The organism is Streptomyces kanamyceticus, from assembly GCF_008704495.1.
Classification (GTDB): domain Bacteria; phylum Actinomycetota; class Actinomycetes; order Streptomycetales; family Streptomycetaceae; genus Streptomyces; species Streptomyces kanamyceticus.
Map to the genome: position 1 here is coordinate 1,745,528 of NZ_CP023699.1, position 14,519 is coordinate 1,760,046.

Consider the following 14,519-nt stretch of genomic DNA (forward strand, 5'->3'; position numbering starts at 1 on the left):
AGGTCCGGATCAGCGAACTCGTGACGCGCGTCGTGGATTTGGCCGCACAATGATCCCATGCCTGAGTACCTGGAACTCGACCTGGCCGGGGCCGCGCTGCGCGTCGAGCTCGCCGATGTGGGGCAGGCGCCCGGATCCGGCGCCCTGCCGCCGGAGTTCGGCGCGCCCGAGCCCGTCTCCACCGGCGGCGGCCGGGGCGCGGCGCTCGCCGCGGGGGCGCTGCGGGCGACGTTGAGCCCGCTCGGTCCGCTCCTGGACGAGGTGCACGCCTCGGTGTCCCGGGCCGAGCGGCCACCGGAGGAGTTCACGGTCGAGTTCGGCATCGAGGTGGGCAAGGACCTCAAGCTCGGCATCGTCGGGCTCAAGGGGTCGGCCACCATGACGGTGTCGGCGACGTGGCGGCGTACGGAAGGTCCTGGCGGCGGAGCCGAAGACCCGCACAGCGGCGCCGACGGGGCGTAGCCGTGGGCTGGTTCAAGGAGGCGCGGAAGCCGCCACCGGTGGTCGCGGTCCTCGGGCGGCACGGTGACGCGGCCGTCGGCGCGGCCGCACTGCTCTCCCCCGGCCGCGCCCTGACCTGCGCGCACGTGGTCAACGAGGCGCTCGGCAGGCCCCCGTTGAGCGGGTCGGCGCCCGCGGGCGAGGCGCTCCAGGTGGGGTTCGCCCGGCGCACGGTCCGGATCGAGGCGCGGATCGAGGTGTGGCTGCCGCCCCGGCGCGGCGGCGCCGGGGCCTGGCAGGGCGACCTGTGCGTACTGCGGCTCGCCGAACCCGCGCCCGCGGGCGCCGCCCCCGTCGTCTGGACGGAGATGACGGAGGGTCAGTCGCTGCGGGCCTGGCACGGCTGCGGGGAGCCGATCACCTTCGCGGACACGGTCCTCAAGTTGCTTGACGACCAACTTGGATATCTGGACGGCGAGTTGTCCGGTGCCGCGATCGGGCCGGGCTTCAGCGGCGGGCCCCTGTGGACCGATTCGGGGGACAGCGTGGCCGGGCTCGTGGTCGGACAGCTCGGGCAGCGGGACGCCGCCGCGCACCCCGCCCACACCCTGCGGCGCACCTGGGCGCTGCCCTGGCAGGCGGTGCGCGATCAGCTGTACGCGGCGGGCGCGGGCGCCGTCGTGGCCGACTGCCGCACCCTGCGCGCCGCTCCGCAGGACGACCCGCTCGGCGCCGAACTCACCGAGCTGCTGCGCTCGTTGCTGCCGGATCCCGCCGTGCGCGCCGAGCACGCGCGGCGGCTCGCCGCCGAACTGGGCCTCCCCGTGCCGCAGGACGGCTCGGCGCCCCGCGTCGAGGAACTGACCGCCGTCCTGCTCACCCGGCACCGCGCCCTGCCCACCCTCAGCGAGTCCCTGCTCACCGCGGGACCCTACGGCGCGCGCCCCGACAGGCTCACGGCCCTGCTCGGCACCGGCCGTGCGGTCGAGGCGGCCGGACTGCTCTCCCTCGGCGAGTACGCCTTCCTCGAGAAGCAGCTGCGGTGCGTCGTCCTCGCCGACGCGACGCTGCCCGCCCGTGCGGCCCAGGAGGCGCTGCGCTACACCCCGCTCCCCTCCGCCCTGTGCACCGCGCGCCTGGCGCCCGAGGCGCTGGGGCAGGTCATCGCGGACCTGGAGGAGTACCAGGACGGCGGCAGCGTACCGGCGGGGACGCCGCGGGTGCCCGCGCTCGTGCACCTGGTCGAGTTCATCGCCGCGGCCTCGGGCGGCCCCCTCGGCGCCGGACTGAGCCGCTGGAGCGAGCGGGTCTGCGACCGGCTCGGCGTGCACCCCGCGGCGCGCGACCAGCGCAGGGCCGACGCCGCGCACTGGGCGGGCGCGCGGGCGCCCCAGGTGACGCGGCTGCTCGCCCGGCTCACCAGGACCGAGCCGGAGGGCGAAGTCGCGGGAACGGGCGCAGGTGCGGGCATCGGCGCGGGCGCGGGCGCCGAGCGGGTCGAGCGCTACCGCTGTCGGCTGTGGCAGCAGCACGCGGACGGCTCCGTGCGCCGCCTGGACACCGCGGCGGGAGACGCGCCGCTCACCCCCGAGCAGGTCGGCGCCCTGATCCGCGAGGGCGCCGAGCGGTCGGGGGACGCGCTGCCCGCCGTGGACATCGAGGTCGACCGCGACGGGCTGCACCTGCCCGTCGACGAGTGGGACGCGGGCAGCCCCAACGAGTTCGTGCCGAGCCTTCCGCTCGGCGCCTCCTTCCCGCTCACGCTGCGCTGCCCGGAGATGAGCCGCCGGGTGCCCCGGCGCGACGTCGAGCACCGCCGCCGCTGGGGCGACGGGCACGGCAGACCGCTGGTCATCGACCCGAGCTGCGCGGACGGACGGCAGGTCGCCGCGCTGCTCAACTCCACCCACCGGGACGCCAACCACGTCGTCCTGCACGGTCCGCCCGCGCTCCGCGCCCAGCTGCTCGACCTCTGTCTGGCCCTCGGCGTGCCCGTGGTGCTCTGGGACCGCGAGGCCGAGGGGCACGACCAGGCCGACCGCCTCGAACCCCTCGCGCCGACCGGGCGGCTGCACGAACTCCCCTTCCGCGTGCACCGGTTCAGGGCGGCCTCGCTGCCGGACCCGACGGGGCTCCGGGCCCGCCCCTCCCTCGTGTGGGAGGACCTCGCCTGGCAGGACCGCGTGGGGTCCGAGCACGAGCCGAGACTGACCGACCCCGACGCGGCGCGCCCGCTTTCCGACGAAGGAGTACGCCGTTCATGACCGCACCCCAGGGACCCCGGGCGCCCCGGACGCCTGCGCCGCCACCTCAGCCACCCCGCGAGGACGACTGGCGGCTCTTCCGCGGTGACGGCGACGCCCGCCGCGCCGACTTCCCCGAAGCCCCGCCGTGGCGCCGCTTCGCCCCCGCGGACGACGCGCCGAGGCCCCGCCCCTATCTGATCGGCCCCGACGAGTCGGAGGTGGTCAACGCCGCGCTGCTGCTGCGCCGCCCGCTCCTGGTCACCGGCCATCCCGGCACCGGCAAGTCCTCCCTCGCGCACGCCGTCGCGCACGAGCTGACGCTCGGCCGCGTGCTGACCTGGCCGGTCAACAGCCGCTCCACGCTGCGCGACGCCCTCTACGACTACGACGCCATCGGCCGCCTCCGGGAGTCCAACCTGCGCCGCGACGACGGCTCCGACGACGCGCCGGACGAGGGTCCCGACATCGGCTCGTACGTCCGTCTCGGCCCGCTCGGCACCGCCTTCGTCCCTGGCGAGCGGCCGCGCGTCCTGCTCGTCGACGAGCTCGACAAGGGAGACGTCGACCTGCCGAACGACCTCCTGACGGTGTTCGAGGAGGGCGAGTTCGAGATCCCCGAGCTGGCCAGGCTGCCCGACGACCAGTCGCACGTCGACGTCCTCACCGCGGATCCGCGCGTGCGGGCGCCGGTGACGCGGGGCAGGGTGCGCTGTTCCGAGTTCCCCGTGGTGGTCATCACCAGCAACGGCGAACGCGAGTTCCCGCCCGCGTTCCTGCGCCGCTGCGTACGGCTCGATCTCGCGGAGCCGGACGAGCAGCGCCTTCGCGACATCGTGGAGGCGCACCTCGGCGACGCGGCACTGGACGGCGTCGACGATCTGCTTCGCGCCTTCCTGGGCCGCCGCGCCCCCGGCGAACTGGCCACCGACCAGCTCCTGAACGCCGTGTTCCTGCGCAAGGGCGGTCTCGACCTGCCGCCGGGCGCGCTGCTCGACGCGGTGCTCCACCGGCTCGGCGGGGCGGTCTAGGAGTGCCGGACGAGCGCCCGGATGTCGCCGCCCTGATCAACCGGATCGTCAGGGCGACCACCGTCGGCACCCGGCCCGAGCGGCTGCGCCAGGCGCTCTGGGCCCTCACGGACAGCGGTGTGGAGCTCGCCCAGGAGGAACTGCTCGACGCGCTGTGGCTGGCGGGACGACTGCCCGACGGCGCGTCGACGGCGCTGGCGCGGGCGGCGCGGGCGAGCGCACCGGCGGAGCAGGCGCCCGGGCACGAGTGGACGTCCTGGGAGGTCGAGCCGGAGGCGGCCCCGCCGCTGCCCAGCGGGGCCGTGGCCTGGCGGCCCCGCACCGAGGAACCGCCTGCGCAGCGGCGGCCCGACGCCGCCGAGCCGCCCTCGGACGCCGCCGCACGGTCCGGCTCGCGGGCCGACCCGAGTGCCGAGGCCCTGTCCGACGCCCTCCCCCGCCTCGCCCCGCTGCGCCACGACCCCGCCAGGCGCTCCGCCCTCTACGGCGCCGCCGCCCCCGACCGCACCCCGCACGACCGCACCCTCCCCGTCCGCCCCGTCCGCGCGCCCGGCACCCGCGCCCTCGCCTCCCGGCAGCTGCAACTGGGCCGCGCGCTACGCCCGTTGAAGCAGACCGTCGCCGACCGAAGACGCTGGGAGCTCGACGAGACGGCCACCGCCGACTCGACCGCCCACAGCGGCCTCACCGACGCCGTCCTTCGCCCCGCCCGCGCGCGCTGGCTCGATCTGACGCTGCTCGTGGACGACGGCGCCTCCATGCTCCTGTGGCAGCGGCTCGCCACCGAGACACGGCTGCTCCTGGAGCGCAGCGGCGCCTTCCGCGACGTACGCGTACACGGCCTGGACACCCGCACCCCCGGCGCCCCGCTGCTCGGCCGCCGCCCCTTCACTCCGGGTACCGCCGTGCTGCCGCCCGCCACCGTGACCGATCCCGGCGGCAACACGCTGATCCTCGTCCTGAGCGACGGCGTCGGCGCGGCCTGGCGGGACGGCCGGATGCGCGAACTCCTCGGCCAGTGGGGGAGGTTCGGCCCGACCGCCGTGCTGCACGCGCTGCCGCCACACCTGTGGGACGGCTCGGGCATCCGCGCCGAACGCTGGCAGGTGACCACCCGGCGGCGCGGCGCGCCCAACCTCACCTGGGACGTGGCGGATCCGGTCCTGCCGCCCGGGCTCACCGCGTTCGGCGGCGTACCCGTCCCGGTGCTCGCGCCCGAGCCGGACGCGGTCGGCGCCTGGGCGGGCCTGGTCGCGTCGCCAGGGGCGAGCGCGGTCCTGCCGCTCCTGACGGCGCCCTTCGAGCCGACCGGGGCGCTACCCGCCGAACTGGACGCGGGCCGAAGGGTGCTGCGATTCAGGGAGACGGCGTCCCCGGAGGCGTACCGCCTCGCCGCCCATCTCGCCGCCGTCGCCCCGCTGTCCGTACCGGTGATGCGCCTGGTGCAGGACGCCCTCGGCCCCGACGTGACGACCGGACACTTGGCGGAGGTGTTCCTGAGCGGCCTGATGGGGCGCTGCGACGACACCGCGGACCTCGCCCCTCGGCACCGGAGTTACGACGTCACGTCCGAGGCCCGCGACATCCTCCTGGGCACCGCGCCGGTACGTGAACTCCTGCGCACCAGCCGTTCGGTGACGGACCGTCTGGGCGAACTCGCGGGCCGGTCCGCCGACTTCCCCGCCTGGCTCGCCCATCCGGACGGCGCGGGCCGGGCCGGGGACGGCACGCGGCCGTTCGGCTGGGTGGACGAACGGCTGCTGCGCAGGCTGGGCGTGGGCGTTCCCCCGGGCCCCCGGGCGCCCGAGCCGCCCGCCGAGCCCGAGCTGCCCGGGTACGTCGACGCGCCGGGCTCCCCGTGGCTCTCGCTGCGTCCCGCGAACCCCCGGTGGGCGGGCCCCTGGCGGCTGTTCGCCCGGCACGTCGGCGCGCGGTCCACCAGCGGGATGTTCCTCGGCCGACGCGAGGAGGGCGACATCGCGATGCTCCGGCTCACCCGCCCGGGATCCGTGCGCCGCGCCTCGCTGCCCCGGCAGGCCGAAGCGCTGCGCCTGCTCAGCTGCGCGGCGGTGCCCCGCATCGTGGGCATGGACCCGGCGGCGCAGCCGTCCTGGCTGGCCACGGAGATCTGCCTGGTGGACGGGGCGCCCGCCACGCACCTCGAAGCCCGCACTCTGGCAGGCGAACGGTACGAGGACCCGGTGCGGTTCGCCCTGCTCGGCCAGCGGATCGCCGGGATCCTCGCGGACGCCCACGTACGGGGAATCCTCCACGGCGACCTGGTGCAGCGCAGGGTGCTGCTCACACCGGGGGGCGTGTGCGTCACCGGCTGGTGCGTGCAGGAGCACGCCGACGGCGCCGCCCATGACATCTCCAAGCTCGGTCTCGTCCTCCTGAAGGCCGCGGGCCACGGCCTGCCGGGCTCCTTGACCGACATCCTGCAGCGCTGCTCGTCGCCGCTGCTCGACACGCGGCCCACCGCGGCCGAAGTGGCCGCGCACTTCCGCTCGTTCCTCGACGCCCAGGCACTGCTGCCCCGTGCGGGTGACGACGCCGACGGCGCACTCGCCGTGGTCATCGGACGCGACGAGCAGGGCTCCGACGTCGTCCTGGACTTCCGCTCCATGGGCCCGCACGGCGTCATCCAGGGCACGAGGGCCCAATGGTCCACCGTCCTCGACGAGCTCGTCCGCGGCGTGGCCGAGCGGTACTCACCGTCAGCGGTGCAGTTCCACATGCTCGACTCGACCGAGCGGTACCTGCGTTCGACGACGAGCGGCACGGTGCCGCACGTCGTGACGGCCGCCGACCCGCGCTCCCTCGAACACGCCCTCGACATCGAGCGCGGCCACCGGAGGGAGCTGCTCGCCGAGGCACAGGAGCTGGGCCTCGCCCACCCGGCCCAGACCAGCCTGATCGTGGTCCGCACGGCGCAGGAACTGCCGAGCGACGAGAGCTGGCTCGAAGACCTCGGCATCCACCTCCTGGTGCTCGACGGTCCCGGAAGGGGACCGCTCGAACTCGACTTCCGCATCGACCTCACCGGCCGCGCGCCCGTGCTCCACCACGCGCGGATGCCGTCGGGCATCGTCTTCCGGCTGCCGCTCCCCCGGCGCGTCCCGCTGGAGGCGATGCTCACCGACGAGTTCAAGGCCGCCGTGACGCAGGGCCGCGAGGGGCACCACGAGGCGTCCCTGATCTGGCTGGAGAGACTCGCCGACCGGCAGCTCGAACACCTCGGCCGCGACCATCCGCACCTGCTGTCCACCCAGTACGAGATCGGCCACCTCCAGCTCGCGCTCGACCGCATGGAGGACGCCCTGCACGCGTTCTCCGCCTGCGCGTCGCGCCGCGCCGAGGTGCTCGGCAGGGACCACGCCGACACGCTGACCGCGCACCAGCAGTGCGCCTACGTGCTCTCCCGCATGGGACGCCACGAGGAGGCACACACGATCTACCGCACCGTCCTGCGGCTCTGGGAGAGCGCCCGGGGCCGCACCCACCCCGACACCCTCCTGTGCCGCCACAACCTGGCCGTCACCCTCACCGCCCTGCGCCGCCACGAGGAGGCCGCCCTCGAAGCCCTCGCCACGCACAGCGGGCGTGAGGTCACCCTCGGAGCCGAGCACCCCGCCACCCTCGCGAGCGGCCACGAACTGGCCATCGCGCTCAGGGACTCGGGCCGCACGCGAAGGGGCCGCGGTATCGCCCGGGCCGTCCTGGCCGCGCGCGAGCGCGTCCTCGGCCCCGACCACCCGGACACCGCCGCGACCCGGCTCGTCCTGGACTCCCCCTGGCCTCCCGAGGACTGACCGGACCGCCGCAGGCCGGGCGGCCCGCCCCGGCTACCCTTCCCCCGTGACCATCCAGGACTACGCCACGTACATCGCAGGACTCCCGCGCGTGCTCGTCGCGGCCGCCGCGCTCTTCAGGGACGTCGAGGGGCGGGTCCTGCTCGTCGAGCCCAACTACCGCGAGGGCTGGGCGCTGCCGGGCGGCACCGTCGAGTCCGATGCCGGGGAGACGCCCCGGCAGGGTGCCCGCAGGGAGACCGCGGAGGAGATCGGACTCGACGTCACGCTCGGTCCGCTGCTCGCGGTGGACTGGGTACCGGCGGGCGCCGAGCGGGTGCGGCCGCCGCTGGTCGCCTATCTGTACGACGGCGGGGTGCTCGACACGGAGCGGCTGAAGTCGATCCGGCTCCAGGAGGAGGAGCTGCTCTCCTGGCGCCTGGCGGACCGCTCGGACCTCGCGGAGCTGCTGCTCGGCGCGACGGCGCGCAGGGTCGCGACCGCGCTCGACGTCCTGGCGGACGGCGGCGGCACGGCGGAGCTGGAGAACGGCTACCGGGTCGGCTGAGCTCAGAACAAGGCGTCGGCCCCGCCCTCCGTACCGCCCTCGAAGGCGAGCAGCCGCTTCTTGCGGTCGAGCCCGCCGCCGTACCCCGTAAGGCTCCCGTCGGCGCCGACGACACGGTGGCAGGGCACGATCACGCCGATCGGGTTCTTGCCGTTGGCGAGGCCGACGGCCCGGGAGGCGTTGGGCTTGCCGAGGGCGTCGGCGAGCTGGCCGTACGACCGGGTCTCGCCGTACGGGATCCGCTGGAGCTCCTGCCACACCGTCCGCTGGAACGGCGTGCCGTCCAGGCGCAGCGGCAGGTCGAACTCGGTGAGCTCACCGGCGAAGTAGGCCGCGAGCTGACCGATCGTCTCGCCGAACGGTGCCGGGTCGCGGTCGCCGAAGGTCTCCTCCGGCGGGCGGTGGCGCTGCTCGGTCATGTAGAGGCCGCTGAGGACGCCGTCGGTGGCGACGAGCGTGAGCGGGCCGTAGGGGCTGTCGATGACGGTGTGCAGGCGTTCCATGAGTACGTCCCTCGGGCAATGTCTTACGGGGGTGGCTTACGCGGGGATGAAGTTGATCGGGTGGTCGTCGATGGCCCACAGGTACTGGACCGCGTACGCCCGCCAGGGCCGCCAGGCCGCCGCGCGCGCGGTGAGCGCGGCCGGGGTGTGCGGCAGGCCCAACTCCTGTGCGGCGCGCCGGATCCCGAGGTCGGAGGGGAGGAAGGCGTCCGGGTCGCCGAGGGCCCGCAGCGCGATCACCTCGACCGTCCAGGGGCCGAACCCGGGCAGCTCGGCGAGGCGGGCCCTGGACTCTTCCCAGTCGCTCTCGGCGCCGAGCTTGAGGCGTCCGTCGGCGAGGTGACTCACCAGCGTGGTCAGGGTGGTGCGGCGGCTGCGCGGCAGGGCGAGCGATTCGGGGTCGAGCGCGGCGAGCTGCCCCGGGGTGGGGAAGAGGTGGGTCAGGCCGCCCTCCGCGTCCGCCACGGGCGTGCCGTGCGCGGTGACGAGGCGGGCCGCGTGGGTACGGGCCGCGGCCGTGGAGACCTGCTGGCCGAGCACGGCGCGCACCGCGAACTCCGCCTCGTCGACGGTGCCGGGCACCCGCCGCCCCGGCGCCTTGTCGACGAGCGGCGCGAGCAGCGGATCGCTCCTCAACTGGCCGTCCACGGCGTCCGGGTCGGCGTCCAGGTCGAGCATGCGGCGGCAGCGGCTGATGGCGATGGTGAGGTCGCGCGGGTCGGTGAGGCTGAGGCGGCAGCCGATGTGGTCGGGGTGCGGGGTGAGCGCGACGATGCCGTGTCCGAAGGGCAGGTCGAGGGTGCGCCGGTAGGCCCCGTCGCGCCACTCCTCGACGCCGGGCACACCGGTCGCGATGAGGTGCCCGAAGAGGTTGTCGGGGTTGAGCGGCTTGCGGAACGGCAGCCGCAGCGAGAGGACGCCGGGGGCGCGGGACGACGCGGCCGGTGCCGTGCCCGCCGGGGACGCGGTGCGCTTGGGCGCCCGGGCGCGCAGTTCGCCGGGGGCGAGCGCGAAGACCTCGCGCACGGTGTCGTTGAACGTACGGATCGAGGAGAACCCGGCGGCGAAGGCGATCTCCGCCATGGGGAGCGCGGTCGTCTCGATGAGCAGCCGCGCGGTCTGCGCGCGCTGGGCACGGGCGAGCGCGAGCGGTCCCGCACCGAGCTCGGCGCGCAGCTGGCGCTCGACCTGGCGGGCGCTGTAGCCGAGCCGGGAGGCGAGACCGGGGACGCCGTCGCGGTCGACGACGCCGTCGCCGATGAGCCGCATGGCGCGGGCCACCAGGTCGGCCCGCTGGTTCCACTCGGGCGAGCCGGGGCTGCTGTCGGGGCGGCACCGCTTGCAGGCCCGGAACCCGGCCTGCTGGCAGGCGGCGGCGCTCGGGTAGAAGGTCATGTTCTCGGCCTTGGGCGGCACGACCGGGCAGCTGGGGCGGCAGTAGATCCGCGTGGTGGTGACGGCGGTGAAGAACCATCCGTCGAAGCGGGCGTCCTTCGACTGAACAGCGCGCACGCAGCGTTCGGTGTCGGTGTGCATGCCGTCAAGGATGGTCGATCCCCGTCGCTCGGGCTGGCGGGAATCCGACATCAACCTCGCGCGACCTGTACCCCGGGCTCGGGCTCACGCGCTCCTGAGCCGCCGCCACACCGCCTTGGCCGCGTTGTGCCCGGACATCCCGTGCACCCCGGGGCCCGGCGGGGTCGCCGACGAGCAGATGAAGACGGCGGGGTGCGGGGTGCCGTACGGGAACAGGGAGAGCTTGGGGCGCAGCAGCAGCTGGAGTCCGCTGGCGGCTCCGCAGGCGATGTCGCCGCCCACGTAGTTCGCGTTGCGCGCGGCCAGCTCGGGCGGGCCCGCCGTGGCGCGGGCGAGGACGCGGTCGCGGAAGCCCGGCGCGAAGCGTTCCAGCTGCCGCTCGATCGCGTCGGTCAGGTCACCGTCCCAGCCGCCCGGGACGTGGCCGTACGCCCAGAAGACGTGCTTGCCCGCCGGGGCGCGGGAGGGGTCGACGACGCTGGGCTGCACCGTGATCAGGAACGGGGCGTCCGGGGCGCGCCCCTCGCGCGACGCGGCGCGCAGCGCGGCACCGATCTCCTTGCTGCTCGCGCCGACCTGGACGGTCCCGGCGGTGCGCGGTTCCTGCGCGGTCCAGGGCACGGGCCCGTCCAGGGCGTAGTCGATCTTGAAGACGCTGGATCCGTACCGGTACCCCGCATAGGCGCGGCCGAGACCGGCGATCTTGGCGAGCGCGGTGGGCGAGGTGTCGAAGACGTACGCGCGGGCGGGCGGCAGGTCGTCGAGGCGCTTGACCTCGTAGTCCGTGTGGACGGTGCCGCCGAGGTCCAGCAGATACGCGGTGAGCGCGTCGGAGATGGACTGCGAGCCGCCGCGCGCGACGGGCCAGCCGCGGGCGTGCGCGGCAAGGGCGAAGACCATGCCGACGCCGCCGGTGATGATGCCGTCGAGCGGCGCGATGACGTGGGCGACCAGACCGGCGAAGAGTGCTCGGGCACGGTCGTCGCGGAAGCGCCGCATCAGCCAGGTCGAGGGCGGCAGGCCCGAGAGCCCGAACCGGGCGAGCGTGACGGGGTCCCGCGGCAGGGAGCTCAGCGGCAGCGACATGAAGTCCCGCAGCAGGACGTCCCACTTCCCGAGGAAGGGCTCCACCAGGCGTCGGTACGCTCCCGCGTCGCGCGGCCCGAACGAGGCGGCGGTCTCGGCGACGGAGCGGGACAGCACGGCGGCGGTGCCGTCGAGGAAGGGGTGCGCCATCGGCAGCGGGGGCTGCAGCCACTCCAGGCCGTACCGGTCAAGGGGCATGGCGCGGAACGCCGGGGAGTTGATGCCGAGGGGGTGGGCGGCGGAGCAGGGGTCGTGGCGGAAGCCGGGCAGCGTCAGCTCCTCGGTGCGCGCCCCGCCCCCCACCGTGTCCCTGGCCTCGAAGACGGCCACGGAGAAGCCGCGGCGGGCCAGCTCGACGGCAGCGGTGAGCCCGTTCGGTCCCGCCCCCACGACGACGGCATCAAGCATCGACGGCACCTTCGGACTCCTTTGTCAGCCGATGGCCACTGCCGCCCAGGATAGGCCGGGACCCTTGCGCCACCGTCGGCGCGGTGGCCCTCATCGGCACCCGGGCCACGGGACGGGAGACCTCAGGCCGTGCCCGCGAGGAGGTCCATCACGCGCCGGGCCGTGGCGGCGTCGCGCGCGGCGGTGAACGGCAGCGCGTTGCCCCCGGCTATGCGGAACGGCTCGCCCGTCAAGGTCAGGTCGGCGCCCCCGGCCTCGGCGACGAGCAGCAGCCCCGCCGCGTGGTCCCAGGCCAGCTCCCAGGAGAAGGCGACGGCGTCCAACTCGCCCTTGGCGATGGCGAGGTACTCAAGGCCCGCGGAGCCGCACGGCCTCGGCCGCACGCCCTCGGCGCGAAGGCCGCTCAGCGCCCGCTTCTGGTCGTCGGTGGTGAAGTCCGGGTGCGAGGTGGCCACTTCGATGTCCGTGCCCGGCTCGGGCACGCCCGCGACCAGCGGCTTCCCGTCGAGCAGGGCGCCCTTGCCGCGGATGGCCACGGCGAACTCGTCGAGTGCGGGTGCGTACGTCCAGGAGGCCTGGACCTCGCCGTCGACCGCGAGGGCGACGAGCATGCAGAAGCCGGGGTCGCCGTTCACGAACTGCCGCGTGCCGTCGACCGGGTCGACGATCCACACCGGAGCGGCGCCGCGTATCGCCTCGTACCTCGACGGGTCCGCGTGCACCGCTTCCTCGCCGACCACGACCGATCCCGGCAGGAGGGCCAGGAGGTCGGCGGTGAGCTGCTCCTCGGCGCGGCGGTCCGCGACGGTCACCACGTCGTGCGGCCCGGACTTCTCGACCACGTCGCCCTCGGCGAGCTGCCGGAACCGGGGCATGACCTCGGTCGCGGCAGCCTTGCGGAGGGCCTCTTCAACGCCGTGCACGCCGTGCACCAGAAACTTTTCGATCATGTGTCCATGAGAGCACGCCCCACTGACATCCCGTACGCCCCACCTGAACGCCCCCTTACCTCACGGTGAACCTCCCGTGCCGCGCCCCGCCGCCCGCCCACTCTCTCACCGCCCCACGGCGTACCCCTGCATCCCGCGGGGATTGGCCCCGGCGGACAGGACACCGGTGCGCGGATCGCGTGCCACCGCGCACAGCCGCCCCTCCGACCACGGCCCTCCCACCGTCACGTCGTGCCCCCGCCGCCGCAGCTCCGCGACCACCTCGGGGTCCATGCGCGATTCGACCGTGACGCTGCCCGCGCGCATCTCGCGCGGGTGGAAGGAGCCGGGGAAGGCGTCGGTGTGCCAGTTGGGGGCGTCGATCGCGCCTTGCAGGTCCAGGCCGCCCCGCACGGCGTCCCGCAGCGCCACGCCGAGGAAGAAGTGCACCTGCCACTGGTCCTGCTGGTCGCCGCCCGGCGTGCCGAAGGCCAGCACGGGCACCCCGTCCTTGAGCGCCAGGGACGGGGTGAGCGTGGTCCGCGGCCGCCGCCCCGGCGTGAGCGAATTGGGCAGCCCCTCCTCCAGCCACGCCATCTGCAGCCGGGTGCCCAGCGGGAAGCCGAGCTCGGGGACGACGGGGTTGGACTGCAGCCAGCCGCCGCTGGGCGTGGCCGAGAGCATGTTGCCCCAGCGGTCGACGATGTCGAGGTGGCAGGTGTCGCCACGGGTCCCGCCGTCGCCCGCCACGGTCGGCTCGCCCGCCCCGGCCGCCGCGACGCCCCCCGCCGCGTCGGCGTGCGGCCGCTCCCCCGCGGCCACCGCGCGGGCGTGCGCCGACAGCCTGGGCTCGCGCCCGCCGGGGCTGCCGGGGCGCAGCTCGTAGGACGCCTTCTCGCCGATGAGCCGCCGCCGCCGGGCGTTGTACTCGGCCGAGAGCAGCTCGGCGACGGGCACCTCCCCGGCGCCGCCCGCGGCGTCCCCGTACCAGGCCTCCCGGTCGGCCATGGCCAACTTGCAGCCCTCGACCAGGAGATGGACGTATTCGGCGGATCCGTACGCGGGCAGCTCGGCGACCGCGCGGGGCAGCAGGGCGAACTGCTGGAGGAGGGCGGGCCCCTGGCTCCACGCGCCCGCCTTGCACAGGGTCCAGCCGTTCCAGTCGTAGGTGACGGGGTCCTCGTACCGCGCGGACCAGTCGCGCAGGTCGTGGTCCTTCAGCGTGCCCGTGTGCCGCTGGCCGCTGGTGTCCATGGTGGGCCGCCCCGCCTGCCGCACCAGCGCCTCGGCGATGAAGCCCGTGCGCCACACCTCGCGCGCGGCGTCGATCTCCGCGGTGCGGCCGCCCCCGTCGGCCGCCGCCTTCTCCCCCGCCTCGGCTATGAGCCGTCGCCAGGTGGCCGCGAGCGCCGGGTTGCGCAGCAGCTCGCCGGTGCGCGGGGGTTCGCCGTCCGGCAGGTAGACGTCGGCGGAGGTGGGCCACTCCCGCTCGAAGAGTTCCCGCACCGTCTCCACGGTCTCCACGACGCGCTCCACGGGCGCGTGCCCGTCCGCCGCGTACCCGATGGCGTACTTGAGCACCTCGGCGAGCGACTTCGTGCCGTGGTCGCGCAGGAGCAGCAGCCACGCGTCGAAGGCGCCTGGCACCGCGGCGGCGAGGGGTCCGGTGCCCGGCACCAGGTCGAGTCCCAGGGCGCGGTAATGGGCCACGGTGGCTCCGGCGGGCGCGGGTCCCTGGCCGCAGAGCACGCGCACCTCGCCGTCGGCGGGCGCGAGGATGATCGGCACCTCGCCCGCGGGACCGTTGAGGTGCGGCTCGACCACGTGCAGCACGAAGCCCGCGGCGACCGCGGCGTCGAAGGCGTTGCCGCCGTCCTCCAGGACGGCCATCGCGGACTGGGAGGCGAGCCAGTGGGTGGACGACACCATGCCGAAGGTGCCCTGAAGTGTGGGACGCGTCGTGAACATGATCCGCAGGCTAGC

At 75.2% G+C, this 14,519-nt stretch carries 10 protein-coding genes; 5 read left to right on the forward strand and 5 right to left on the reverse strand.

All coding sequences use genetic code 11. From position 1 onward, the window contains the following. Positions 1–57 precede the first annotated feature (57 nt). Genes CP970_RS06730 through CP970_RS06750 form a run of 5 tightly spaced genes read left to right on the forward strand, consistent with a single transcriptional unit; the run spans position 58 to position 8,074 of the window. Positions 58–462: a CU044_2847 family protein gene (locus CP970_RS06730; RefSeq protein WP_055556943.1), complete on the forward strand. Its 405-nt coding sequence runs from the start codon at positions 58–60 to the stop codon at positions 460–462. A gap of 2 nt (positions 463–464) precedes the next feature. Continuing rightward, complete coding sequence (locus CP970_RS06735) at positions 465–2,705, forward strand: VMAP-C domain-containing protein (protein WP_055556941.1); 2,241 nt, start codon at positions 465–467, stop codon at positions 2,703–2,705. Further along, complete coding sequence (locus CP970_RS06740; RefSeq protein WP_150493065.1) at positions 2,702–3,715, forward strand: AAA family ATPase; 1,014 nt, start codon at positions 2,702–2,704, stop codon at positions 3,713–3,715. The genes CP970_RS06735 and CP970_RS06740 overlap by 4 nt, the downstream gene beginning before the upstream one ends. Before the next feature lie 2 nt (positions 3,716–3,717). Beyond that, a complete protein-coding gene (locus CP970_RS45495) occupies positions 3,718–7,527 on the forward strand; it encodes an SAV_2336 N-terminal domain-related protein (RefSeq protein ID WP_150493067.1) in 3,810 nt (1,269 codons plus the stop codon). Between the two features lie 46 nt (positions 7,528–7,573). Beyond that, a complete protein-coding gene (locus CP970_RS06750) occupies positions 7,574–8,074 on the forward strand; it encodes an NUDIX domain-containing protein (protein WP_150493069.1) in 501 nt (166 codons plus the stop codon). A gap of 2 nt (positions 8,075–8,076) precedes the next feature. Here CP970_RS06750 and CP970_RS06755 read toward each other — a convergent pair whose 3' ends face one another. The 5 genes from CP970_RS06755 to CP970_RS06775 all read right to left on the reverse strand — a co-directional run bounded on the left by CP970_RS06755 (position 8,077) and on the right by CP970_RS06775 (position 14,504). Next, a complete protein-coding gene (locus CP970_RS06755) occupies positions 8,077–8,577 on the reverse strand; it encodes a methylated-DNA--[protein]-cysteine S-methyltransferase (RefSeq protein ID WP_055549128.1) in 501 nt (166 codons plus the stop codon). A 36-nt stretch (positions 8,578–8,613) separates the two neighbouring features. After that, positions 8,614–10,113, reverse strand: coding sequence for an AlkA N-terminal domain-containing protein (locus tag CP970_RS06760; protein WP_055549126.1), 1,500 nt, complete (start codon positions 10,111–10,113; stop codon positions 8,614–8,616). Between the two features lie 84 nt (positions 10,114–10,197). Then, the gene (locus CP970_RS06765; protein WP_055549123.1) at positions 10,198–11,607 is read right to left on the reverse strand and encodes a phytoene desaturase family protein; all 1,410 of its coding nucleotides are present in this window, start codon (positions 11,605–11,607) and stop codon (positions 10,198–10,200) included. 122 nt (positions 11,608–11,729) lie between these two features. After that, positions 11,730–12,557: an inositol monophosphatase family protein gene (locus CP970_RS06770; RefSeq protein WP_055549122.1), complete on the reverse strand. Its 828-nt coding sequence runs from the start codon at positions 12,555–12,557 to the stop codon at positions 11,730–11,732. Positions 12,558–12,662: 105 nt separating this feature from the next. Next, the gene (locus tag CP970_RS06775) at positions 12,663–14,504 is read right to left on the reverse strand and encodes a gamma-glutamyltransferase family protein (RefSeq protein ID WP_055549119.1); all 1,842 of its coding nucleotides are present in this window, start codon (positions 14,502–14,504) and stop codon (positions 12,663–12,665) included. Positions 14,505–14,519: the final 15 nt, after the last annotated feature.

What these genes read in the sequence shown, in the direction of transcription:
- CP970_RS06730 (WP_055556943.1), top strand. Translation starts at nt 58, where the DNA reads ATGCCTGAGTACCTGGAACTCGACCTGGCCGGGGCCGCGCTGCGCGTC.
- CP970_RS06740 (WP_150493065.1), top strand. Translation starts at nt 2,702, where the DNA reads ATGACCGCACCCCAGGGACCCCGGGCGCCCCGGACGCCTGCGCCGCCA.
- CP970_RS06755 (WP_055549128.1), bottom strand. Translation starts at nt 8,577, where the DNA reads ATGGAACGCCTGCACACCGTCATCGACAGCCCCTACGGCCCGCTCACG.
- CP970_RS06760 (WP_055549126.1), bottom strand. Translation starts at nt 10,113, where the DNA reads ATGCACACCGACACCGAACGCTGCGTGCGCGCTGTTCAGTCGAAGGAC.
- CP970_RS06765 (WP_055549123.1), bottom strand. Translation starts at nt 11,607, where the DNA reads ATGCTTGATGCCGTCGTCGTGGGGGCGGGACCGAACGGGCTCACCGCT.
- CP970_RS06770 (WP_055549122.1), bottom strand. Translation starts at nt 12,557, where the DNA reads ATGATCGAAAAGTTTCTGGTGCACGGCGTGCACGGCGTTGAAGAGGCC.
- CP970_RS06775 (WP_055549119.1), bottom strand. Translation starts at nt 14,504, where the DNA reads ATGTTCACGACGCGTCCCACACTTCAGGGCACCTTCGGCATGGTGTCG.